Origin of the sequence: Pedobacter metabolipauper, from assembly GCF_004362715.1 — a bacterium.
Lineage (GTDB): Bacteria > Bacteroidota > Bacteroidia > Sphingobacteriales > Sphingobacteriaceae > Pedobacter > Pedobacter metabolipauper.
Map to the genome: position 1 here is coordinate 790,157 of NZ_SNYC01000005.1, position 22,617 is coordinate 812,773.

At 42.1% G+C, this 22,617-nt stretch carries 24 protein-coding genes; 5 read left to right on the plus strand and 19 right to left on the minus strand.

Features of this window, described 5'->3' with window-relative positions; genetic code table 11:
• Nucleotides 1–44 precede the first annotated feature (44 nt).
• The gene (locus ATK78_RS15775; protein WP_243732551.1) at nt 45–461 is read left to right on the plus strand and encodes a hypothetical protein; all 417 of its coding nucleotides are present in this window, start codon (nt 45–47) and stop codon (nt 459–461) included.
• A 354-nt stretch (nt 462–815) separates the two neighbouring features.
• Complete coding sequence (locus ATK78_RS15780; RefSeq protein ID WP_133577070.1) at nt 816–1,820, plus strand: PDDEXK nuclease domain-containing protein; 1,005 nt, start codon at nt 816–818, stop codon at nt 1,818–1,820.
• 12 nt (nt 1,821–1,832) lie between these two features.
• Here ATK78_RS15780 and ATK78_RS15785 read toward each other — a convergent pair whose 3' ends face one another.
• The 13 genes from ATK78_RS15785 to hemA all read right to left on the minus strand — a co-directional run bounded on the left by ATK78_RS15785 (nt 1,833) and on the right by hemA (nt 14,156).
• Nucleotides 1,833–2,843, minus strand: coding sequence for an ABC transporter ATP-binding protein (locus ATK78_RS15785; RefSeq protein WP_243732552.1), 1,011 nt, complete (start codon nt 2,841–2,843; stop codon nt 1,833–1,835).
• Nucleotides 2,844–2,946: 103 nt separating this feature from the next.
• Nucleotides 2,947–3,768, minus strand: a complete 822-nt coding sequence (locus ATK78_RS15790) for an outer membrane beta-barrel protein (protein WP_133577071.1) — start codon at nt 3,766–3,768, stop codon at nt 2,947–2,949.
• A 25-nt stretch (nt 3,769–3,793) separates the two neighbouring features.
• A complete protein-coding gene (locus ATK78_RS15795) occupies nt 3,794–4,603 on the minus strand; it encodes a hypothetical protein (protein WP_133577072.1) in 810 nt (269 codons plus the stop codon).
• Nucleotides 4,584–5,150, minus strand: coding sequence for an RNA polymerase sigma factor (locus ATK78_RS15800; RefSeq protein WP_133577073.1), 567 nt, complete (start codon nt 5,148–5,150; stop codon nt 4,584–4,586). The genes ATK78_RS15795 and ATK78_RS15800 overlap by 20 nt, the downstream gene beginning before the upstream one ends.
• 75 nt (nt 5,151–5,225) lie before the next feature.
• Nucleotides 5,226–5,780: a protoporphyrinogen oxidase HemJ gene (hemJ, locus tag ATK78_RS15805; RefSeq protein WP_133577074.1), complete on the minus strand. Its 555-nt coding sequence runs from the start codon at nt 5,778–5,780 to the stop codon at nt 5,226–5,228.
• Nucleotides 5,781–5,790: 10 nt separating this feature from the next.
• Entirely contained in the window at nt 5,791–6,813 is a 1,023-nt protein-coding gene (gene hemE / locus ATK78_RS15810; protein ID WP_133577075.1) for a uroporphyrinogen decarboxylase, read from the minus strand.
• A 14-nt stretch (nt 6,814–6,827) separates the two neighbouring features.
• Nucleotides 6,828–7,343, minus strand: a complete 516-nt coding sequence (locus tag ATK78_RS15815) for a hypothetical protein (protein ID WP_133577076.1) — start codon at nt 7,341–7,343, stop codon at nt 6,828–6,830.
• Nucleotides 7,343–8,050 carry a response regulator transcription factor gene (locus ATK78_RS15820; RefSeq protein WP_133577077.1) on the minus strand — a complete coding sequence of 236 codons (708 nt, stop codon included), beginning with the start codon at nt 8,048–8,050 and terminating at the stop codon, nt 7,343–7,345. Before ATK78_RS15820 ends, ATK78_RS15815 begins: the two co-directional genes overlap by 1 nt.
• A 1-nt stretch (nt 8,051) precedes the next feature.
• A complete protein-coding gene (locus ATK78_RS15825) occupies nt 8,052–8,918 on the minus strand; it encodes a sensor histidine kinase (protein WP_133577078.1) in 867 nt (288 codons plus the stop codon).
• Nucleotides 8,919–8,952: 34 nt separating this feature from the next.
• Nucleotides 8,953–10,305, minus strand: coding sequence for a glutamate-1-semialdehyde 2,1-aminomutase (gene hemL, locus ATK78_RS15830; protein WP_394346944.1), 1,353 nt, complete (start codon nt 10,303–10,305; stop codon nt 8,953–8,955).
• Nucleotides 10,306–10,327: 22 nt separating this feature from the next.
• On the minus strand, nt 10,328–11,296 hold the full coding sequence (gene hemB, locus ATK78_RS15835) for a porphobilinogen synthase (protein ID WP_133577080.1): 969 nt from the start codon (nt 11,294–11,296) through the stop codon (nt 10,328–10,330).
• 28 nt (nt 11,297–11,324) lie between these two features.
• Entirely contained in the window at nt 11,325–12,905 is a 1,581-nt protein-coding gene (gene hemC / locus ATK78_RS15840; protein ID WP_208112383.1) for a hydroxymethylbilane synthase, read from the minus strand.
• Nucleotides 12,906–12,929: 24 nt separating this feature from the next.
• The gene (gene hemA / locus ATK78_RS15845) at nt 12,930–14,156 is read right to left on the minus strand and encodes a glutamyl-tRNA reductase (protein WP_133577082.1); all 1,227 of its coding nucleotides are present in this window, start codon (nt 14,154–14,156) and stop codon (nt 12,930–12,932) included.
• A 171-nt stretch (nt 14,157–14,327) separates the two neighbouring features.
• On the opposite strand from hemA, the gene ATK78_RS15850 reads away from it, so the two are divergent.
• Complete coding sequence (locus tag ATK78_RS15850; RefSeq protein ID WP_133577083.1) at nt 14,328–15,149, plus strand: alpha/beta hydrolase family protein; 822 nt, start codon at nt 14,328–14,330, stop codon at nt 15,147–15,149.
• Between the two features lie 143 nt (nt 15,150–15,292).
• Here ATK78_RS15850 and ATK78_RS15855 read toward each other — a convergent pair whose 3' ends face one another.
• The 6 genes from ATK78_RS15855 to ATK78_RS15880 form a co-directional block, all read right to left on the minus strand.
• The gene (locus ATK78_RS15855) at nt 15,293–15,808 is read right to left on the minus strand and encodes a DUF2911 domain-containing protein (protein WP_133577084.1); all 516 of its coding nucleotides are present in this window, start codon (nt 15,806–15,808) and stop codon (nt 15,293–15,295) included.
• Nucleotides 15,809–15,906: 98 nt separating this feature from the next.
• Nucleotides 15,907–17,892, minus strand: coding sequence for a (E)-4-hydroxy-3-methylbut-2-enyl-diphosphate synthase (ispG, locus tag ATK78_RS15860; protein WP_133577085.1), 1,986 nt, complete (start codon nt 17,890–17,892; stop codon nt 15,907–15,909).
• A gap of 28 nt (nt 17,893–17,920) precedes the next feature.
• Nucleotides 17,921–18,538 carry an RDD family protein gene (locus tag ATK78_RS15865; protein WP_133577086.1) on the minus strand — a complete coding sequence of 206 codons (618 nt, stop codon included), beginning with the start codon at nt 18,536–18,538 and terminating at the stop codon, nt 17,921–17,923.
• A 14-nt stretch (nt 18,539–18,552) separates the two neighbouring features.
• On the minus strand, nt 18,553–19,473 hold the full coding sequence (locus ATK78_RS15870) for a LiaF transmembrane domain-containing protein (protein ID WP_133577087.1): 921 nt from the start codon (nt 19,471–19,473) through the stop codon (nt 18,553–18,555).
• The gene (locus tag ATK78_RS15875) at nt 19,470–20,255 is read right to left on the minus strand and encodes a PspC domain-containing protein (protein WP_133577088.1); all 786 of its coding nucleotides are present in this window, start codon (nt 20,253–20,255) and stop codon (nt 19,470–19,472) included. The genes ATK78_RS15870 and ATK78_RS15875 overlap by 4 nt, the downstream gene beginning before the upstream one ends.
• 17 nt (nt 20,256–20,272) lie before the next feature.
• Entirely contained in the window at nt 20,273–20,962 is a 690-nt protein-coding gene (locus tag ATK78_RS15880; protein ID WP_133577089.1) for an SDR family oxidoreductase, read from the minus strand.
• A gap of 157 nt (nt 20,963–21,119) precedes the next feature.
• On the opposite strand from ATK78_RS15880, the gene ATK78_RS15885 reads away from it, so the two are divergent.
• The gene (locus ATK78_RS15885) at nt 21,120–21,854 is read left to right on the plus strand and encodes an MlaE family ABC transporter permease (RefSeq protein ID WP_133577090.1); all 735 of its coding nucleotides are present in this window, start codon (nt 21,120–21,122) and stop codon (nt 21,852–21,854) included.
• Nucleotides 21,851–22,603: an ABC transporter ATP-binding protein gene (locus tag ATK78_RS15890; RefSeq protein ID WP_133577091.1), complete on the plus strand. Its 753-nt coding sequence runs from the start codon at nt 21,851–21,853 to the stop codon at nt 22,601–22,603. Before ATK78_RS15885 ends, ATK78_RS15890 begins: the two co-directional genes overlap by 4 nt.
• The last annotated feature ends 14 nt before the right edge of the window (nt 22,604–22,617 follow it).

A 22,617-nucleotide genomic window follows, 5' to 3' on the forward strand; every position in this document is an offset into this window, starting at 1 on the left:
ATTTGCTTTATAAAAATCAAACACACAAATATAAATTCACACAAATGAAAAAGCTCCTTTTATTACTCCTTTGCACCACCACGCTGGGCCTGGTATCGTGTAAAAAAGAAACACTGATTGATACAGGTTTGCCAAACCAAACCATCGAAACAGTGATCAACCAAAGTCAATGGACTTCCGTTGAAAATGGCACCCGGTTAACAGTTACCGTAAATTTCCCTGAAATTGATGCAGCAACATTTAGAAATGATGGTCTGCTGGTATACTTTTATCCAAATAACAGTGTAGATGAATACAAACAATTACCTTATGTATTCGATGCACAAACCTATAGCTATACCGCAAGACCTGGCTCCATTACTTTTGATATACAAACTACAGGAGATGCTGTTCTTAATCCGGTAAGGCCAACTGCGCCAATCGGATTACGTGTGGTTATCGTAACTTCCTCGTTAAATTAAAACTTTTTAGCCAATTGTGTCCGCACTGCGGACACAATTCAAGCTATTTATCGAAACTTCAAAAAAATGATTATTATTTACTAATTATGATCATTCCCCATAAGCACCCAATGTCAAAAACATTGGGTGCTTTGCATTAAAAAGCAATTAATACCTTTTTCAATTTATTTTCTGAAATCGTGCTACTCACCTGCACTTCCAATATTTTTCATCAAATCCTTATAAGCACAATCAAAATAACAACTATACTCACAATACATTGATTACAAACATTTTAATAAAAAATTATATTTCCCAAATTTTAACCACCCATACTATAAAAGTGGATAGCTTAGCCTATAACAACCACAGATCATGCAGCTCAATCCTTCAGTAATATCAGATATTAAGAATATAATCTACAGCGCAAGGGATAAAGCGGTCCGCGCTGTAGATAAAGAACGTGTGCTCATGTACTGGAACATAGGAAAAAGGATCTTTGAAGAAGAGCAAGAAGGAAAAAACCGTGCTGATTACGGTAAATTTCTTATAAAATCAATTTCAGCACAAATACAACCCGAATTCGGCATAGGTTTCTCCTACCGTCAGCTCAACTGGTACAGACAGTTTTACAGAACCTTCCCAATTGTGTCCGCACTGCGGACACAATTGACATGGACGCATTACAAGTTCATCTTAGGTCTTGACAATCAACACAAAGCCGATTTTTATATTACTGAAACGGTTAAAAACAATTGGTCTTCCAGACAACTGGAACGCCAAATTGGAAGCAATCTGTTTGAACGCCTTTTACTAAGCAATGATAAAGACGCTGTATTAGCAATTGCAAAAAAAGAAAAACAAACCAATGAACCCAGGCAGATCATTAAAGATCCGATGTATCTTGAATTCCTGGGTTTAAAAAAAGAGTCATCCTATTATGAAAAGGATATCGAATCCGCAATAATTACACATTTGCAGGAATTCTTATTGGAATTAGGCAATGGCTTTTCTTTTGTAGCAAGGCAAAAACGCATTCACCTCGACGGAGATGATTTTTACATCGATCTGGTATTGTACAATCGTCTCCTGCAATGTTTTGTACTGGTCGATCTTAAAACAAAAAAATTAACCCATGGAAATATCGGTCAAATGCAGATGTATGTAAACTACTATGATCGTTTAGAAAAACTTCCATCTGAAAGCCCTACCCTGGGTATATTACTTTGCGCAAATAAAAACGATGCCATCGTAAAGTTCACCCTGCCTGAAGACAATAAAACCATTATTGCAAGCAGATATGAACTATACCTGCCAACGGAACAACAACTGATCACAGAAATAAATAAAGAGATTAAAAACAGAGATCCATATAACTAACCCTTGCTAAGATTAAAAGCTTAAAAAGCGATCAATGTTCGCCTGAACATGGTCGTTTTTTTTATGCTCGCCCCTGTTCAGTTGTATCGCACGGATCTGTACACCATTTCGTTCAAGCAGCAATTCTTCATAAAACCCCTTGTAATACACATCCTTTACTTCAAAACGCCTGCTGTTCCAGGAGCTCTTCAGATCTACCCATTCCGGATAAAATACAACATCACCCTTAACCGTTTCCAACCCTAGCTTCCTGGCATCATCTGCCTTTAATACCACGGCATTCCCTAAGATCTGTGCAGTATAGATGTGATCAGGATGGTTGTAGATGTGCGCAGGTTTACCTTTCTGCAATAAACTCCCATCCTTTAAGATCAGGAGTTCATCCGCAAGGAAAAGTCCGTCAGCAGGGTCATGGGAAACCATGATCACCGTAACACCCGTTTCAGCAGCAATCCGCTTAATATCGGCACGCAGTTGATTTTTTAATAACGCATCAACCTGGCTGAAAGGCTCATCCAGTAACAATACCGAAGTATCGCTCACCAATGCCTTGGCAATTGCAACACGCTGCTGCTCGCCGCCACTGAGCTGGGTAATCTTTTTATCCCTCAAATGTCCGATGTGCAGATGTTCCATCATCTCAATGGTCTTCTCCTGCTTGGCCTGTACATTGGTATTGGAAAGCATGGAAGCGATGTTATCGTAAACTTTGGCGTAGATGTTTAAGGAAAAATCCTGGGTAACCATCTTCATTTCCTTGTGTCCCGGAATCAATTGCTCATCCGGACCCAGGATTCGTTTTCCATTGAAAAGAATCTCTCCGGAATCCACCTTGATCAAACCGTAGATACTTTTAAGCAGGGTAGACTTCCCACTTCCGCTCTCCCCGATTATGGCAACAATACTTCCTCCTTTAATGTCAAAACTGATGTTTTGAATGCCAGAGGCCTGTTCGGTTTGATACTGTTTTGTAAGGTTCTTAACGCTGATGATCTTTTCTTCCACCCGGTAAAGATAAATCATTTCGGCAATTCCCTAAAATAGAAAATCCCGCAGCGTAATACTGCGGGATTGGTTTTATTTGTGTGTAGTGTGTGTCTTTTAGAAACGCAGCCCGGTATAATCCTTAATTCAATCCTAAAGTGATACCAAAGGCCATGTTAGTTAAGCCTTTTTGAGGAGTGCTGGCAAACATGTCGTTGAAATAGTATTTGGTAAAGAAGCCAAGGCCATCATAACCAAACCGTACGGTACCGCCAGTTCTGAATGCCTGGAAACGATAATCATCTTTAACCTTTACTTTACCTCTTTCCTGGCTGATCTGTTTAACTTTTCCATTTAAAAGGAAGCTAACTTCAGGTCCGGCAACAAAGTAAAAGCGTTTTCCATTATCATTTTCATTGGTCCTGAATTCAAAGTTCAATGGAATGTGAATATAACTGCTGGAGAAACGGTTCTTCTCAAAATGAAAATCAGCTGGCTCTTCAATATACGTAAGTACTGGTGTATTTTTCTGTATTGTAATGTCTTTGTTTAAGCGGATGTGTGTCCAGTCAAAACCACCGGCAACAGCAATCTTAAAGTTTTGGTTAAAACGATATCCCAGCTGAACGATATCAAAAGAGAACATACTGGTTTTGCCGCCCCTGTAATCTAAAAACTCATTCTCAGGAGATAAGGTGAAGCTGCCGTTATCAATTAGTCTCATGTAACCAATATCGATCCTGGTAAAGGTTAAACCACCAACAAAGCGGCCTTTATTGGCTTTCGCTAACTTAGCACTGTCATCTTTAGACTTCGGACGGTCAAATTCTTCTTCCGAAGTATGAAACTTCCAGGTAAACTTTCCTTTATGATTGGTGGTACTGTCTTTTTTATAGGAGATGCTTTGAGCGGAAGCACTGGCAAGTCCGCTTACCAAAAGTGCTGCTAATATTAGATGTTTCATTGTATTGTGGTTTGTGTGTTTATGACTATTTAGCTTTTTTATTAAATTTCAGAATTCCGATATTAATGGCAATCAGCGATGAGTTGTCATCATCATCCGTATTAAACTGTATTATTTTTTGATCTCTTTTATCTACTTTGTTAACAACCAGGTTAATCAGGTCACCAACATTTTTAATCCCCTTACGTTCCCGCTCTGGTTCTTGTTCCCTTGCGCTTTCCCGCTCTCGCTCTCGCTTACCAGATTGAAGATCTGTAATCACGTTCCGGTCAACCGGGCTTGCTGCACTTGCAATCATTAATTCTTTAGCAGGAACCACGTTTCGTACGGGTGTTTCATCTGCTGCAGGCTTAACCATTTCAGATCCGGTATTAACAGGACGATCAGGTTTTGAAATAGGTTGCATCGGAATAAAATCTTTTTTCACATCCGCATCAGTAAGGCGTGGAGCAATCACAAGCGGTGTGCTTTCGGCAGCCTGACCTGCAGATCCTGAGTTTACAGCATCAGGGGCAGACGGTTTATTCAACACAGAACCATTCACGGAACTTCCGCTAGTCAAATGGTCAGCTGGAATTACAGGGGATTCAGTATACGCAGCCAAAGGTTGTCCGTGCAGCTGGATCTTTTCTGTCTTCGGAACCAGAACTCCAACCGTTACCGCTATAAAAACGACAGCAGCAGCCATCCAGTACGCCGGTAAGATCCGTTTGCGTAGTTTAGGCGCAATACCTGCTTCAATGCCATCCCATAAATTTCTGCCTGGCTGGATCTCTGCATGTTCAAACCTGTCTTTGAATAACTGATCAAATTCTTTATCCTGTATATGTTGCATAATTAATGCCCTCCAATTTTATAATTTGTTCTTTTAATATTGCCCTTGCACGGGATAACTGTGATTTGCTTGCACCTTCAGAAATGCCCAGCGCAGCTGCGATCTCTTTGTGAGAAAAACCCTCAATGATGTACATATTGAATACGATCCGGTAGCCATCTGCGAGATTCTGGATCAGCTTCATCAGCTCCTGCATCCCCAGCCGGCTAAAGTCAAACCCGGTTGATGGCTGCTCATACGCATCTTCGATAGGCACCACATTCATCATCCTTAAGTTTTTACGGTAACTTTCAATTGCCGTATTGACCATGATCCTTCTAATCCATCCTTCAAAAGAACCGTCCCCACGGTATTCCTTTACCTTCTGAAAAACTTTAATGTATCCCAGCTGAAGTACATCTTCAGCCTCCATATTGTCTTTAGCGTAGCGCGCGCAAACGGCCAGCATCTTTGATGAGGTTTGCTTATACAGCGCTTCCTGCATCTTTCGGTTGCCTGCTTTGCAGCCATCCAAAAGTTCGTCTATACTATATTGCGTCAATTTCATTTGTGTGTTTGGTATAGGGAAGATGAAGGAACCAGACCAAAGGTTGCATGTCTTTTAAAAAAAAATAAATTATTTTTAAAGATCGTGCTTTTTGCGGTAATGTTTATACCATTTTACAGCGATCATGATCACTGCAGAAAATAAGATCAGGCCTATGAGGCCGTAGATCCAGTTCACAGCACTTTTAAGCACCACAGTGAACACAATAGCAACAAGAAGGACGGTAGCGACTTCATTCCATAAACGAAGCTGAAAAGAGCTAATATTGCATTTGCCGTCTTTAAGCTGCTTCATGATCCGCTGGCAGATAAAATGATAGACGAGCAGCAGTAAAACAAACCCAAGTTTAACCTGCATCCAGGGCATCTGCAGATATTCAGGCCGGATATACAGCATACCAGCACCCGCAAGTACCGTAAGTACCATGGCAGGTGTGGTAATGATATTCCAAAGTTTGGCTTCTATTTTTTCATACTCCTTCTGGAGGATGTTCCGCTCAATTTCCGGACGGTCATTGGCTTCAGTATGATAAATGAATAAGCGGACACTATAAAACAGTCCGGCCATCCAGCTCACCACAAAAATGATGTGAACCGACAGGACGTAATAGTAAAAATCGTACTTAGTCATTTTAAGATCTTTAGTATTTAAAATCTTTGATTACTTCAATCGCATATTTTACATGGTCAAAAGGAATGTCAGGCATAATACCGTGACCCAGGTTAAAGATAAATCCATCCGTTCCGCGCATACGCTCAAACAATTGAAGGATCGTTTTTTTGATCACTGGCTTATCCGCATACAAGATATGCGGATCTAAATTCCCCTGCACCGCAATACCAGCAGGCAGGCTATTTTTAATGTTTAACAAATCTGCATTCCAGTCTACCGAGATCACATCCGGTTTCGCTTCTGCCATAACCGGCGCAAATACAGAACTTCCCTTGCAGAAAGATATTACCGGAATATCCTTACGGTTCAGGTTGGCAATGATTTCCTGGATATAACGGTGTGAAAATTCCTGGTAATCATTCCAGGATAAAGCCAATGCCCAGCTGTCAAAAATCTGAACGGCATTAACGCCCGCAGCAATCTGCAGGTTTAAATACTCAGCGGTGACCTTCGCAATTTTCGCCAATAACTTATGCGCAATCTCAGGGTGATTGTGCATCAGCAATTTAGTCGTTTTAAAATCTTTGGAAGACGCACCTTCAACAAGGTAGCTCATTACCGTAAAAGGAGCTCCGGCAAAACCGATCAGCGGAATGCTTCCGCCCAAACGCTGCTGAATAACTTTGATCGCATCAGCAACATATTGTAATTTATCAAGCACATCAACCTCTAGTGCATCCACATCGGCAAGGCTGCGTACCGGGTTTGCAAACCTCGGACCAACACCCTGGGTAAAGCTAAGATCGCCGCCCATTGCTTCAGCAGTCACCAAAATATCAGAGAACAGGATAGCCGCATCAATCCCTAAAAGGTCAACCGGCAGCATCGTTACATCAGCAGCAAGTTCAGGGGTTTTACACATTTCCAGGAAAGAATATTTGTTTTTAATCTCCCAGTATTCTGGCATAAAACGGCCGGCCTGGCGCATCATCCATACCGGTGGACGCTCTGTTGGCTTTGAAAATGCGGCATCTAAAAATAACGTGTTCATCTAAATCTATTGGTTTATAAGCTATTCGCTTCTTTTTCTATCTTATTAATTATCTCTTGTGCTTTGGTTGTGGTAGCCAGTTCTTTGGCCTTTGCAATATAGGCCCTGCTCCGTTCCCCGTCTTCTTTTCGAAGGGCAAGGTTGGCCAGGTGGATCAGAACAAATGCTTTATCATTCTTTCCGCCCAATGGAAAGCGGCTGGCAATTTGAAAGTGATATTCTGCAGCCTCGTAATCTTCGCTTTTTAATGCAATATTGCCACGCATAAATTCATAATACCCGCGCCTGTTCCGTGCCAAACGATCCGCATTTGGAACTTCAGCAAGAACCCGGCTGGTCTTTTCATAATCACCCTGCTTAAAATATTTGGACGCCAGCAAGATCGAACTGTGCTTAAAGTGGCTCCACAATACAAAAGCGAAGAACAACCCGGCCAGTGCGGCCAGCTGAAACTGATCGTAAAATAGGAATACAGCAGCGGCAGCAACAAAAACTGCCATCAGTGCATACCTGCCCCTGGCGTTATACATTAATGAATATCGGTAAATTTATAACCTACACCTCTAATGGAATGAAAGTAAACCGGATTTTTTTGATCTGGCTCAAAATACTTACGGAAGGTTAGGATAAAGTTATCAATGGTACGGGTAGATGGGTAAACATCATAGTTCCATACCGTTTCCAGGATCTGCTCACGCGATACGGCTTCGTTCTTGCGTTCGATCAGTAATTTAAGCAGCATGGTTTCTTTTTTGGTCAATGGAACAATTACACCATCATCCTGTTTCAATTCAAATGAGTTGAAATAAATGGTCTTATCACCAATCTTGTAAGAGTTTAGTTCTTTAAGATCATCAGCTTTCATGCTGCGTTTCACCAGGATACCAACCCTTAAGATCAGCTCTTCTAAATTAAAAGGCTTAACCAGGTAATCATCAGCACCTTTTTTAAGACCCATTACACGGTCTTCACTGGTGTTTTTAGCCGTTAAAAATAAGATAGGAACTTCAGTATTTTCCAAACGGATCGTTTCACAAACCTGGAAACCGTCCATCTCCGGAAGCATTACATCCAGGATGATCAGGTTAAAACGTTCTTCCTTAAAAACTTTTAAAGCCGTTTTACCGTCTTTTACCGCGTGGACTTTATAACCTTCCAATTCAAGGTTTAATTTTATGGCGTCTAATAAATGGTCTTCATCCTCAACCAATAGGATTCTTAATTTCTGTTGTTGCATATCAACTAAATGTTATTTCAAAAATAGCACCCTGCGGTACGTTATCTCTAACGCTGATGTCAGCGTCGTGTCTTTGTAATACTTCTTTAACAATAAACAGGCCTAAACCTGTACCCTTCGATTTCCTGACATTTTCGTCACCTACCCGGTAAAATTTATCGAAGATCAGCATCTTTTCAGCATCCGGAATCCCGGGGCCTTTATCAGAAACACTCAAATGAAGATGTCCGTCCTTATTTGTCAGTTCTACCCCAACCTCAGCACAGGGACCTGAATATTTAACCGCATTTTCAACCAGGTTGGTCACCACAGACGAAAGTGTGAACGGATCGCCAATGATACGGGCACCCGGCTGGATCTTCGGACTGATCACCTGCTCACAGCCGCAGGAATGGATTTGAAGCCTGTCGATGATCTTGGTAACCATTTCAGAAAAGTCAAACTCCTCTTTAGGAAATGAATACGAGCGGTTTTCAATCTTGGTGGCCAGCAGCATATTCTCTACCAGGTCGTCCAGGCGCTCTATATCTTTTAAGGAATTGTTCAGCAATGAATTTTGACGTACTTTATCCAGATCACGTTTTACAATCGTTTGAATACTCAGTTTAATCGCCGCCAAAGGCGATTTCAGTTCGTGGGTAACCGATAGCAAAAAGTTCTGCTGCTGTTCACGCAGCTTATCTTCTTTCTTGATAGATTTATGCAGAAAATAAGCCCCAATGCACAATAGGAACAAGAAAACAGATCCCTCACCCATCACCATTGCCATTCTTGAAGGCTGCAGTTTAACGACAAGGGAACCCCATGAAAACAACTGCACAACAGAATACAGCAATAGAAAATAAAATATAACGATCGATTTCTTCAAAACTATCCGGTTTACTTTTTAAATATACTATTATTTACTTATTCCTGAAAACAACATCAAGACTCTCAAATATTGCCCTTTTGGCCTTTTCCAGTTCTATTTTAGTATGCGCAGCAGAAACAAATCCTACTTCGTAACCCGAAGGGCCTAAATAAACACCCCTGTTTAGCAATTCACGGTGCATCACCTTAAATTTCTCCATGCTTGCCGGATCAATATCCTCCGCACACTGGATCTTATCCTTATCGGTAAAAGCCATCCAAAAGATAGAACCTACATGGAAAACCTTTAATTTATAATTCCTGGCCGCAGCAAAACGCTGAATGCTTTCTGCAAATTCAGAAGCCTTGCTGTTCAGCTCTTTATAGAAACCAGAGCGTAATAATTCCGTTAACTGGGCAATACCTGCAGCCATTGCAACCGGGTTACCTGATAAGGTACCCGCCTGGTAAACACTACCATCCGGAGAGATGTGTCCCATAATTTCTGCAGAAGCCCCATACATCCCAACAGGCAATCCTCCTCCGATAATTTTACCATAGGTAACTATGTCAGGTTTAACGCCATAATGTCCGGCTGCACCTTCAAAGCCCAGCCTGAATCCGGTGATCACCTCATCAAATATCAGCAATGCATTATTTTCTTTACAGATCTTATCCAGAAAAGTGATGTATTCCGGATCCTGCATCAGCAGTCCGTTATTCGCAGGAATCCCTTCGATGATCACTGCAGCAACTTCGCCTTTAAATTGCGCAAAAGCTTTTTCCAGTGCAGTGGTATCGTTCAATGGGATCACGATCGTTTCAGCAGCAAATGATTTGGGAACACCCGCAGAAGAGGTTTCACCAAAAGTAACCAATCCGGAACCGGCCTTAACCAGTAAAGAATCGGTGTGACCATGGTAGCAGCCTTCAAATTTGATGATCTTATCCTTACCGGTATAACCACGTGCCAGGCGGATGGCCGACATTACCGCTTCCGTTCCGGAACTGGTAAAGCGAATCTTTTCTACCAGTTTATTATTTTTAATGATCAGTTCGGCAAGTTCATTCTCCAGTGCCGTAGGTGCACCAAAGCTCATTCCGTTCTGCATCACTTCAGTTACCTTTTCACGGACCTTAGCATTGTTATGGCCCAGGATCAAAGGACCCCAGCTGCCGCAGAAATCGATAAACTGGTTTCCATCGGCATCCCATACAAAACAGCCATCACCTTTTTGAATAAACAATGGCGTACCATACACTGACTTAAAAGCCCTAACCGGAGAGTTCACACCACCCGGGAAGTAATTTTTAGCCTTAGCATACAGTTCAGCCGATTTCTCCCTGGAGATGTCCGGCTTCGTTCCAGTATTAACAGGCATCTCAGCTTCATTTCCAGAAAACATTTTTTTTAAAGATTCTAACATATTACATCCAGTTCTTTTCTACAATATCCCGTATATGGTAGGTGGTTATGATACTTGCCCCAGCACGCGCAAAGGCATGCATGGTTTCCATGACTACTTTTTGTTCATCAATCCAGCCCTTTTGTGCCGCAGCTTTCACCATCGAATATTCTCCGGATACATTATAGCAGGCAATAGGCAGATCGGTATGCTGTTTTAAATTATGGATCACATCCAGGTAAGCCAAAGCCGGCTTAACCATCAGGATGTCTGCACCTTCACTTTCATCCAGCAAAGCCTCACGAACCGCTTCATTCCCGTTCCTAAAGTCCATCTGGTACGCTTTGCGGTCACCTTTACTTGGCGCGCAATCTGCAGCCTCCCTAAAAGGACCATAATACGCAGAAGCAAATTTGGTGGCGTGAGACATGATCGCGGTATTTACAAAACCTGCACCGTCCAGTACACTCCGCATGGCTCCAATCCTGCCGTCCATCATATCTGAAGGGGCAAGCAGATCCGCGCCGGCCTGTGCATGGGCCAATCCCATTTTAGCGATCACCTCAACAGTAGGATCATTCTGTACATAGTCATCCTTTAAAATGCCGCAGTGCCCGTGTGTCGTGTAAGAACACACACAAACATCCGTTACAACATATAAGTCATCACCAAAATTCTGTTTCAATAAGCGAACGGCAGAAGGCACCAGAGAATGATCGTGGTAAGCAGATTTAGCATCCTCACTTTTCTCATCACCAACACCAAACAGCATGATCTTATTTACACCCAGTTCCAATCCTTTCTCTACATCCCGGATCAGCGTATCCTCAGAAAAATGACTTACCCCCGGCATTGCATCTAACGGATGAACCACATTTTTACCCGGCACCACAAAGTATGGGTAAATGAACATATCTTTAGACAACCTGGTTTCAGCAACCATTTCCCTAACAACAGGGTTTTTTCTTAATCTACGCGGACGGTGTATCATATCAGCCTCTCTTATTTAACCTCTCTTTTTATTTAATATCAATTCCAAACACAGCCTCAGCCAGTCCAATCTCATCCGGAGAATAAGGCAATGCATACTGCACACCCATCTCATCAAATTTCTTACCGGTAGAATTGCCAATTGCAATCACCTGCTGACCCGGATCTAACAGGTTGTCTGCAAAGTAAGCATCCACATTAGAGGGGCTGGTAAAGATCAGTACCTCAGCAGCGGTTGGATCAATATCATCTTCCACTACCGTTTCATAAATCGGCAGATCTACCACCTTAGTGCTTTCATCCAAAGATTTCTGAATGCTCAGCAAAGAATCCTGTGCACGCGGAAACAAAACGGTCTTACCCGTAACCAGTTTTGCAAAATCTTCAGCAACTTCTTTAATATCACCACTCTCGCCAACATAATCGGCAAGCTCATTGTATTTTCTCAGTGCATCTTCACTTCCCCGGCCTACTACACCATACTGTACCTTTTTAGATAAGGTGGGTTTCAGCTTAAAGAAATATTCAACCGCATTGCGGCTGCTAAAGAAGATCCAGTCTATATTTTTCAGGTAAAAAGGATCCAGTACATTCACAATAGGGAAAGTACGGATCAGCGATCGGCCTTCAATTTCAATCGAATGCTTTTCAAGGGCCTTTCTAAAATAGCTATGCTCCCCAATTTCACGGGAGATAAACACTTTAGAAGGCTTTTTACGGTCGGCAGCAAACTTGCTTACAATCTTTTCAGCAAGACCATCCAGGCGATCTACGCGGTAGAACAAACGGTCCGGAAAATCCTCATCCGTTTCCGCCTTTGAGGTCCACACCTCATACATGCCATTCTCTTTTTTACAGTAACAGCCTAATGGCATGTGGCAGCCACCCTCAAACAAATTCAGGACCTTACGTTCAACGGCAATTTCCTCAGCCGTTTCAGCATGGTTTATTTTTTGAAGAAGGTCAAACAATTCCGTATCATTTTCACGGATCTGAATGGCTAAAGCACCCTGGGCAGGAGCCGGAACCAGTTCAGTGGTATCAACCACCTCTACATGAAATTCAGAAAGGTCAATATTCAAGCGGTTAACACCCGCTTTGGCAATTAAGATGGCGTCGTAATTTTCATCCCTTAATTTTTGGATGCGGGTAGGAACATTACCCCTCAGGTCCTCAATATTCAAATCCGGACGCAAAGCTAAGATCTGTGCCTTACGGCGGTTTGACGAAGTGCCAACCATGGCACCTGTTTTCAGGGAAAGCTTTTGGGTAACGTCTACACAATCTTTTAAGATCAGCAGCAGTTCAGAAGCATCCTCACGTTCAGTAACTGCGGCAATGGTTAATCCTGCCGGATGTACTGTGGGCAGGTCTTTATGAGAGTGCACGGCAATGTCAATGGTTGCATTTAAGAGCTCTTCTTCCAGTTCTTTGGTAAAAAAGCCCTTACCTTCCAGTTTATCCAACCGGAGGTTTAAGATCTTATCGCCCTGGGTTTTGATGATCTTCAGATCTGCGTCAACGCCAATGCCTGCAAGTGTGTCTTTAATGAAATTGGCTTGCCATAAAGCCAGGTCGCTACCTCTAGTACCTATAATAAGTCTTTTCACGTTGATGCTAATTTTTCAGCAAATTTAGCTATTCTTTACCAATATCTCTTTGGCCATGACCATTGGAACGCTGATACATTTTTTTTCCATGTAATTCATCACGCGTTCCAGCACCATTCTTGAATTCTCATCCAGGGCATTGATCTCATCGGCAAAGACACCATTGATAGCAGTATGCTTTATTTCCTTGATTTTTTGAGGAACGCCGCTCATCGCGATTTCAATTTTACGCTGGCGAAGAACCAGTTCAAAATCTTTGATATTTTCTTCAATAATGTGCTCAGCGTTAACCAGCTCATCGTAGCGTTCCTGTATATTTTTACGGGCAACCTCTTTTAAAGATTCAACCTCAATGTAATGAACAAAATAATTGTTAACCACTTCAGGGGCAACATCATTTGGAATAGCCAGATCTACAATTACCTTTTTATCGGTATCACCATTCAATAGTTTTTTATAGATGGCTTCGGTAATGATCGGTTCAGTCGCACCGGTACAGGTAATGATCACATCAAAACCCTGGCTAAAGTTTTCCAGTTCTGAAAGCGGATAAGCGGTTCCGTTGAGGTCTTTGGCAAGCACCTCAGCATTTTCTAACGTCCTGTTAAAGATGGAGAAATTAGAATATTTATGTTTTTTAAGATATTGGGCGATGTTCTTGTTGGTTTCACCCGCTCCGATGATCAGTAACCTGGCGTTACCGCACATTTTAAGGTCACGAAGCTTGCGGTATGCCAGAGAGACAATAGAAACGGGATTTTTTGAAATATTGGTATGCGTATACACCTCTTTAGCAGTCTTCACCACACGGTTCATGATCATCCGCATATAGTCGCCGGTAAAACCAGCAACGCGGCAGGCTTCATACGCTTTACGGATCTGGGCAAGGATTTCTTTTTCCCCAACAACCAGGCTTTCCAAAGAACAGGAAGTACGCAGTAAATGATTGAAAGCTTCGGCTTTCTCAAATACAGAAACGTTCTCAATGAACTGGTCCATGTATTCTATCGGAAGCCCCATATCTAAAGTAGTCAGAAAACGACGGATAAAATCGCCATCAACACTATTTGCAGAAGTAAATATGAATTCAACGCGGTTACAGGTACCAACGTAGAATATTTCCTTAACACCGAGTTCAGCCTGTATATTCCTCAGCCTGTCATCCAGTGTATGCTCACATATCACTAACTTACCCAAAGACTTAAGGTCAATCTGTTTATGTGTAAAAGCAATGATTCTTAAATATTCCAAAATGTAGTACCCTAATTATTTTTTGCGTAACAAAAGTAATAAGACGATAGTGCACCACTGTCATTAGGCTGTAATTAAGAACTATTTAGAAAGATTTTAAATAAATACAGGGTTTTAAACAAGCCAGAATAAAATTTGTTATATTGGCTAGACTACATAAAAGCTTGATATATGCCACTTAAGGAGCAATTTACAATCACGGGAGCAGACGGAAAAATCATATTCGGTGATTATACCATTGACGATAGGATAGAAAATAAAGGCCTCATTATATTTATCCATGGATTTAAAGGCTTCAAAGACTGGGGCGCACACCATCTTGTTGCTTCTTTTTTTGCAGAAAACGGGTATCCATATCTTAAATTCAATTTGTCACACAGTGGGGTAACGGCAGAAAAGCCAGCAGATGTAACCGATATGGAAGCCTTTGCATCCAATACATTCAGTAAAGAACTGTTTGATATTGATGCGGTACTTAATTATGCAGCGCAAAAATTTAATGCACTGCAGATGATCCTGATCGGACATAGCCGTGGTGGTGGTTTAGCAATTCTAAAAGCAGCAGCAGATTCCAGGATCAGTAAACTGATCACCTGGTCGTCCATATCAGATTTTTCCAGTTTATGGAAAAAAGAACAGGAAGCCGAATGGATGGAGATGGGAAAGATCTACGTAGAAAATGCACGCACCAAAGAAAAGATGCCGCTCAACAGCACGCTTCTGGAAGATCTGGATCAGAACCGGGAAAAACTGGATATCTTAAATGCAGCAGAGCAGGTCAATGTTCCCTGGCTGATCCTGCATGGCGATGACGATGTAAATGTTGATTTTAGCGTGGCTCAGCAACTGGCACAAAAACAGTTAAAAGCAAAGATCCAGAAAATTGAAGGGGCCAATCATGTATATGGTGCATCGCATCCCTACACTTCCGCATCTTTACCGGCACATTTACAACAGGTATGCGGGAAGACGCTTGCGTTTTTAAACGAATAAACGGAGTTCATCCGGGGATTTACCGCAAAAACGAAATCCCGGGCAAGCCCGGGATCACGACAATTTCATAGTCAGTTATCACCATCCATTTGACATCATTTGTATTCAATGCTCAAATAATGGATATCAATTTATGGACCGGATTATTTCACGTTGAAAGCAACAGCTTTATCACCCCATACAAAAGTAACTTTACCTGCTTTATCTACACTAAAAGTTAACTTTTCAGATACAGCTGGGGCCTTACCTGTTTTTACAACTACACGTAATGCATCATCTGCTTCAGTATAGTTTGTTCCCCATTGTTTCCAGGTTTTATTGAAAATAAGGGTCCATTCTTTTTCACCAGGAATAGAGTATAGACCGTATTTACCCGCAGCAAGTGCTTTACCTTCTACTTTCACATCTTTATCAACCTCAAATACGGTTGCTTCATTTGCACCCGTGCGCCATACTTTACCATAAGGGGCAAGCTCAGTTCCAATAGCTCTGCCTTTAAGCGCAGGCTGGCTGTAATCAATAGTTACCGTAGCACCAGATTTAATCGTTTCTTTAACAATTGCTGGCGGACTCGCTCTTTTCGTTTTATCCTGTTGGGCAAAGACGGTAGCCGTAGTAAAAAAACCGGCTATCAATGTCAATACAAATATTTTTTTCATAATGTATAATTTTTATACCCCTAATATACAAAAACCAAAGGTTTGTGCCCCAATCAAAGTCAAAAGTTTGAGCTTGAAACAACAATCTTACAACTGGATTATTTAACCACCTCGATCCAGTTGCCGTCTTCTTTGATCAGCTCAATCAGATCATCCAGTGCACGCGAAGCATTTACATTCTTCTTAACCACTTCCCTGCCCCGGTATAAAGTGATCTTATCCGGGCCGGTACCTACGTAACCATAATCTGCATCAGCCATTTCTCCGGGCCCGTTAACAATACATCCCATAATGCCGATCTTGATTCCCTTTAAATGATCTGTTCTCGAACGGATCAGCTGGGTTGTTTCCTGAAGATCAAATAAGGTCCTTCCGCAACTCGGACAAGAGATGTATTCTGTTTTCGAGATCCGGGTACGCGTAGCCTGAAGAATACCAAAACTGGTGCTGTTGATCAACGACAAGCCAATAGAGTCCGCAGCATTGATCCATACCCCGTCTCCCATTCCATCCGTAAACAATGCGCCCAGATCCGTTGCCGCATGCAGCATCAGGTCGTCCGCACCAACATCGGCATAGGTCCTCTTAATGATCACAGGGATCTGCAGGTTATTCTTAAGCAGCGAGATGAAGAATTCGCGTTGTGCAGACATGCCGCTGAGCACACCCGTTTCCAGAACAATGACCACATTTCCCTCCAAAACCGACAGATCAAGGTCGGCAGATTTCTCTGCCCTGATTTGAACCAGGTTCAAAAAGTTATCTTTAACCTCCGATCTTACATATTCTTCGTAAGAAAAGATCGGATGGCAATTGTTTTTCTCCTTCAGGCCCAGCCACACCGCATGGGTATAAATCTGCCTTAAGTTACCAGGAAAAGAAAATGACGGCAAAGCATCGCCCAGGTAAACCAGGTCACAGGCCTGATCGGCCATGTGGTACTTATCCAGTCCTGCACTATACGTATACCCTACTGAAGATAAAATGAATGGGTCCTTTAAATTTTCTTTCGACAGATCCATCATCACAACCGGATGGTGGTGTCCGCCGATGTGCTGCACCGGGATCGTATTTCTCCGGTTATACTCATACGGGTTATAGGGAAGGTCTTTAAGGATAATTCTTTCCCGGTCTATAACCGGTGTATTTAATGCGTGTGTATTGAGCAGGCTCCGCTGCTCATATCTTAATGCAAGGGCTTTTGCAACAGGTGCTTCAAATTCCGGATCTTCCGTTAAAGAAACGCGGATGGTATCACCAAGACCATCTTCTAACAGGGTACCGATTCCTACAGCAGATTTAATCCGTCCATCTTCACCATCACCAGCTTCGGTAACGCCTAAATGCAGGGGATAGTTCATGCCTTCCTTAACCATGGTTTCTACCAGTAAACGGTACGCCTGAACCATTACCTGGGTATTGCTGGCTTTCATAGAGATGACCAGGTTGTAATAATTCAGATCTTCGCACATGCGGATAAATTCCATGGCAGATTCTACCATGCCCCTGGGTGTATCCCCATAGTGGCTCATGATCCGGTCAGATAACGAACCATGGTTCGTACCGATCCGCATGGCCGTTCCGTATTCTTTACAGATCTTAACTAAAGGCGTAAACTTTTTATAGATCCTGTCCAGCTCAGCCTGATAGGCAGCCGTGGTATATTCAATATTTTCAAAACGTTTTTTATCCGCATAGTTACCCGGGTTTATCCGTACCTTTTCTACAATCCGTGCGGCAGATTCAGCGGCATTTGGTGTAAAATGAATGTCGGCAACCAAAGGAACATGATAACCACGGTAGCGGAGTTCCTTTTTAATATTTGCCAGGTTTTCAGCTTCTTTCACACTGGGTGCAGTGATGCGCACATACTCACAGCCAGAATTCACCATCCTGATCGTTTGCTCCACCGTACCTATCGTATTCATGGTATCTGTAGTGGTCATCGACTGGATCCGGATTGGGTTTAAACCACCCATCGGAACGTCACCAATGGTCACCTCCCGGGTTAAGAATCTAGAATATTGGGTCAGGCTATTACAATAACCCCCATTTAATGCTCTTTGAATAACGGCTTCTTCCATGACTTAAAATGTAGGACAAAGATAAAGATTAAATTAATCTATCCTTTATGACCAATGTATTTGCAACGATGTCGTGGAAACATTGTTGCTTTTTATTGAGAAAACTATATAAATATCCTAAAAAAAAGGGAGCTGCAGACAATGCTTTCGCGAAGTTCCGGCCAAAGGAATTGCCCAGTGTAACCGGGTTTCCGGCCAGGTCTGTCACTTTAATATTCATCAGCGCCTTACCCGCAGTAGCCTGCTTTTTACCCGCTTCAGCAATACTGCTATAGATTAATTTAACAATTGGGATAACCGGAAGCCCGGCAACGATAGCCATTATGCGTTCGTTCTGGCCTTCAATTATCAAAAAGCTAAGCAATGCCAGGAGTACAAAAGCAATGGTGATGAAAAAATAATCAATAACGGAAGCCAAAAGCCGCTGGTCAAAAGAAGCAAAATATTGAGGTGCAGTACGCTGGTAAGTAAAACCAAGAAGCTCACGCAGTTCGGCGAACTCGTGAGCTTCTTTATAATCGTCCATCCCCGGTTTTCGAATGAACGTACCGGGACGGATATTTAACGCTTTTAATTGTTCCAGTTGATAGGGCCCTTCGGGTTTCCCATTGATCACAACTGTATATGCTATATTTTCAGCTTCCATTGCAGCGGACGTACTTAATAACGCCTCACCTCAAAGCTACTCAATCCGCCGTCTAAATTAATAAATATCTTTTTTGCCGACGTCGCATAGTTCGACGTTTCATAGGTACCATCGTCCAGTTTATTGAACCCGCTAAAGTCTTTAGAAGACAATCCGCTTTTCGATTTAATCCGGCATCCCGAACCTTCCGGCACATTGATCTTCACCTCAGCAACGCCTGTTTTCACATTCACATCTGCAATAGGAAGCAGATCACCAAGCTTAATGTCAAGGGTTGCAGCACCACCGTCAAAGTTAAATTCACGCACTTTATACGAAGAAAGATCAAAATCTACTTCTCCGGCACCCATGTTCATGTGGATCTCCCAGTTTGGTGCCTGATTCAGCTTTAGCTTCACATCATTACCGCCTTCACTCCAGTTGGAGTTGCCTTTCATCTTAAAATTTAAGGTTCTTAAACTATCTGTAAATTCATTTTTTAGGGTAAACGTACCCCCTCTTTTGCGTACATCGGCAACAATCAGGCTATCCGTAGCTTCTTTCAATTCAAAAGAAGTTCCGCCGCCGGTAATGTTCAATATGGTTTTAGTAGCTACAGAATCTTCATAAGGCTGGGTAAAGTTCATGTTCTGGTAATCACTATCGTCATGATCACCATTAAAATTTTCAATTTTCCAGGTCCTCTCTGTCCGTGGCTGCTGGCCCCTTACAAAAAGCACAGCGAGCGTAATCACCAGGATTCCTAAAGATATGATTCCGCCCAACTGCGATTTACTGCGGTTAAACAAAATATTTATACCGGCAATGATTAAAAATATCGGCCAGAATCGCCAAACGCTCGTCCAGTAAAAATCAATGATATTAAAATTCTCCAAAAGAAGCACACCGCCTATAAAAAGCAGTACAATACCCCACATGATTCTCTCTAGCTTCATGATATGTCTTTTTTAGTAAAACGATCGTCTATTTTATTTCCTTCAGTACCTGTATTTTGCGAAGTTCCCTCATCTGTTGCCGGAGGTATTGGGCCATCTGTTACGGGAGCATCCGTTACCGGGCTGTGTGTTACCGGAACAGCTGGTGTTTGAGTTACCGGGGTAACCGGATCTGTAACCGGTGTTACAGGATCATTTCCGGAAGGCACTACGGGTTCGGGTTCAACAGGGTTTTCCTGTTGTCTTTTCCAGTCTTCCCAGGCACTGTTTCCTTTTGATTTTAACAGGAAACTTAATCCAATGGCTACGAAAATAAGCGGCCACAGTTTTCCAAGGCTAAACCAAAATGGAACGAAGTGAAATTCATCCATTAAAAAATATAAACCAATCACCAGCAGAAATAATCCCCCAACGGTACGCCCGGTTTGATTGTTCTTTTGATAAGGTTTAAACTCATCTTGCTTTTTGAATGCCCCAAAACCACCATCATTAACCGTTGATGAAACGGGTGGTTGTGTAAATGGATTTGACGACTGAAAAGGGTTTGGGTTCCCTTTATAAAAATCATTAAATTTTGAAAACCGCTTTGCCGGGTCATAATTTACAGGTACCACGATCCACATGACCAAATACACTAAAATTCCAGTTCCAACCAAAAATATGGTAGAAAGAACAAACAACAACCTCACTATAGTTACATCAATTTCCATGTATTCTGCAATGCCGGATGAAACCCCGGCAACTACCTTTTCATGCTCATTTCTAAATAATCTCTTGTCCATGACTATATCCTCCTGTTTTAAAAATGTATTGGTTTGATCGTTACCTCATCAACATTTACGCCATTACTTAAATTTAAGATGGAATAAATGGTATTGGCTATATCTTCCGGCTGAACAAAACGATCGGCAGGAATTTCTGTGCCCTGCCATGAAGATGTCAATGTTGATCCCGGCAGGATAGCGGTTACCTTTACGTTGTATTTTGATAACTCATTCCTAAATACATGATTAAGACTAAGCAAGGCTGCTTTAGTTACACTATAACCGCCAGCATTTTCTACAACGATTTTACTGGCTACGGAGCAAATGTTAAAAATATGTCCTGAACGGCTGTCACGCATCATTTTACCGAAAAATTTCGAGCAATAATAAGCAGCATAAAGGTTCAGTTTTACCTGGTTTTCAAACTGATCGTCTTCCTCATCCAGAATAGAACCCTGCAGGTACATGCCCGCATTGTTGACCAGAATATCAGCCGTTGGCATTTCCTGCTGCACTGCATCGCAGAACGCATACACCTCGCTTTTAATGCCGCAATCTGCGGGAAAGGTTAGTATGCGCACACCCGTATATTCAAGGCTGGCTTTAAAGGCTTCCAATTCCTGACTGCTCCTGGAACAAACAGCCAGATCATAGCCATTTTCAGCAAGCTTAATGGCCACCGCTTTTCCAATGCCTTTAGTTGCACCCGTTATAATTGCATTCATATTTTAATTGAATTTACTATACAATAATACAAAAAAGGGCTGCATCACAAAACTTTGCAGCCAAAGATTTGTTAGAAAAGTCTGTACCACATTTTTCAACTTTTTATTGTTTCTTTGTAGTAATATTGCGTAAGTACCCATAGCTAATTTTTCAAGCATGAATTTCACCAACTTTGGCAAGTACCTCCTTTTATTGAAAGCGGTATTCAGACGGCCAGAAAAATTTAAAATATATCTGAAAGCCATTTTTAAACAAATGGATTTTATTGGCGTTGGATCCATGGGTTTAATTGCGATCATTTCTACCTTTATTGGTGCAGTAATGACCCTCCAGATTGCGTTCCAGCTGGTTAGTGATTTTATTCCAAAAACCATTATTGGTTCTGTAAACAGGGACTCCAGCATCCTGGAACTGAGTCCAACCATCAGTGCAATCGTACTGGCCGGTAAGATCGGATCTGCCATCTCCTCAGAGATCGGAACCATGCGTGTGAGTGAGCAGATCGATGCCCTGGAGATCATGGGAATTAACTCCCCGGGATACCTGATCCTGCCAAAGATCATTGCCGGAATTACCATGGTTCCTTTGTTGGTGATCATGTCTATGTTTTTAAGCATTACCGGCGGATATATTGGCGGAACCTTATCAGGAGCAGTATCCCCGGCAGAATATATTGAAGGTATTACCACAGACTTTAACCCCTATACCATCGTTGTAGCCCTGGTTAAAGCATTCGTATTTGGTTTCATCATTACTTCCGTTCCAGCGTATGAAGGCTTTTATGTAAAAGGCGGCGCACTGGAAGTTGCACAGGCAAGTACCCGTGCAGTTGTGGTTAGCTGTATTACCATTTTAGCCTGTGATTACATCGTTACCCAGTTATTATTATGATCGAAATTAAAGACATTCACAAATCATTTGGCGACAATGAAGTGCTTCAGGGAATCTCCGGAAAATTTGAAGCTGGCGTAACGAACCTGATCATTGGCGGTTCAGGATCTGGTAAAACGACCTTGTTAAAATGTATGATTGGTCTGCATCATCCGGAAGAAGGAAGTGTTACCTATGACGACCGCGAATTCACCACCATGAATTTTGAAGAAAAGATCGACATCCGTAAAGAGATCGGTATGCTTTTCCAGGGATCAGCACTTTTTGATTCCATGACCGTTGAGGAAAACATCATGTTCCCACTGAACATGTTTACAGAACAAAGCCATAAAGAAAAGCTGGACCGTGTAAACTTCTGCCTGGAGCGGGTAAACCTGGAAGGTAAAAATAAATTGTTCCCGGCAGAGTTATCCGGCGGGATGAAAAAAAGGGTAGGTATTGCAAGGGCAATTGCCATGAACCCTAAATACCTGTTTGTTGATGAACCCAATTCAGGCCTTGATCCTAAAACATCAATTGTTATTGATGAACTGATCAAAGAACTGACTGAAGAATACAATACCACAACCATTGTCGTTACCCACGATATGAACTCCGTAATGGGAATTGGTGATTACATCATCTTTCTTCATGAAGGAAAGAAATTCTGGGAAGGCTCCAACAAAGAAATTGCCCGCACCGACGTTCAAGAACTAAATGATTTTGTTTTTGCCAGCCGCTTCATGAAAGCTGCCAAAGGGAAATTTTAATAACATCCGAATTT

Bases quoted from the DNA above. Each gene is read 5' to 3' on its own strand.
- ATK78_RS15775 (WP_243732551.1), top strand. From the start codon at position 45: ATGAAAAAGCTCCTTTTATTACTCCTTTGCACCACCACGCTGGGCCTG.
- ATK78_RS15780 (WP_133577070.1), top strand. From the start codon at position 816: ATGCAGCTCAATCCTTCAGTAATATCAGATATTAAGAATATAATCTAC.
- ATK78_RS15785 (WP_243732552.1), bottom strand. From the start codon at position 2,843: ATGATTTATCTTTACCGGGTGGAAGAAAAGATCATCAGCGTTAAGAAC.
- ATK78_RS15790 (WP_133577071.1), bottom strand. From the start codon at position 3,768: ATGAAACATCTAATATTAGCAGCACTTTTGGTAAGCGGACTTGCCAGT.
- ATK78_RS15795 (WP_133577072.1), bottom strand. From the start codon at position 4,603: ATGCAACATATACAGGATAAAGAATTTGATCAGTTATTCAAAGACAGG.
- ATK78_RS15800 (WP_133577073.1), bottom strand. From the start codon at position 5,150: ATGAAATTGACGCAATATAGTATAGACGAACTTTTGGATGGCTGCAAA.
- hemJ (WP_133577074.1), bottom strand. From the start codon at position 5,780: ATGACTAAGTACGATTTTTACTATTACGTCCTGTCGGTTCACATCATT.
- hemE (WP_133577075.1), bottom strand. From the start codon at position 6,813: ATGAACACGTTATTTTTAGATGCCGCATTTTCAAAGCCAACAGAGCGT.
- ATK78_RS15815 (WP_133577076.1), bottom strand. From the start codon at position 7,343: ATGTATAACGCCAGGGGCAGGTATGCACTGATGGCAGTTTTTGTTGCT.
- ATK78_RS15820 (WP_133577077.1), bottom strand. From the start codon at position 8,050: ATGCAACAACAGAAATTAAGAATCCTATTGGTTGAGGATGAAGACCAT.
- hemL (WP_394346944.1), bottom strand. From the start codon at position 10,305: ATGTTTTCTGGAAATGAAGCTGAGATGCCTGTTAATACTGGAACGAAG.
- hemB (WP_133577080.1), bottom strand. From the start codon at position 11,296: ATGATACACCGTCCGCGTAGATTAAGAAAAAACCCTGTTGTTAGGGAA.
- ATK78_RS15850 (WP_133577083.1), top strand. From the start codon at position 14,328: ATGCCACTTAAGGAGCAATTTACAATCACGGGAGCAGACGGAAAAATC.
- ATK78_RS15855 (WP_133577084.1), bottom strand. From the start codon at position 15,808: ATGAAAAAAATATTTGTATTGACATTGATAGCCGGTTTTTTTACTACG.
- ispG (WP_133577085.1), bottom strand. From the start codon at position 17,892: ATGGAAGAAGCCGTTATTCAAAGAGCATTAAATGGGGGTTATTGTAAT.
- ATK78_RS15865 (WP_133577086.1), bottom strand. From the start codon at position 18,538: ATGGAAGCTGAAAATATAGCATATACAGTTGTGATCAATGGGAAACCC.
- ATK78_RS15870 (WP_133577087.1), bottom strand. From the start codon at position 19,473: ATGAAGCTAGAGAGAATCATGTGGGGTATTGTACTGCTTTTTATAGGC.
- ATK78_RS15875 (WP_133577088.1), bottom strand. From the start codon at position 20,255: ATGGACAAGAGATTATTTAGAAATGAGCATGAAAAGGTAGTTGCCGGG.
- ATK78_RS15880 (WP_133577089.1), bottom strand. From the start codon at position 20,962: ATGAATGCAATTATAACGGGTGCAACTAAAGGCATTGGAAAAGCGGTG.
- ATK78_RS15885 (WP_133577090.1), top strand. From the start codon at position 21,120: ATGAATTTCACCAACTTTGGCAAGTACCTCCTTTTATTGAAAGCGGTA.
- ATK78_RS15890 (WP_133577091.1), top strand. From the start codon at position 21,851: ATGATCGAAATTAAAGACATTCACAAATCATTTGGCGACAATGAAGTG.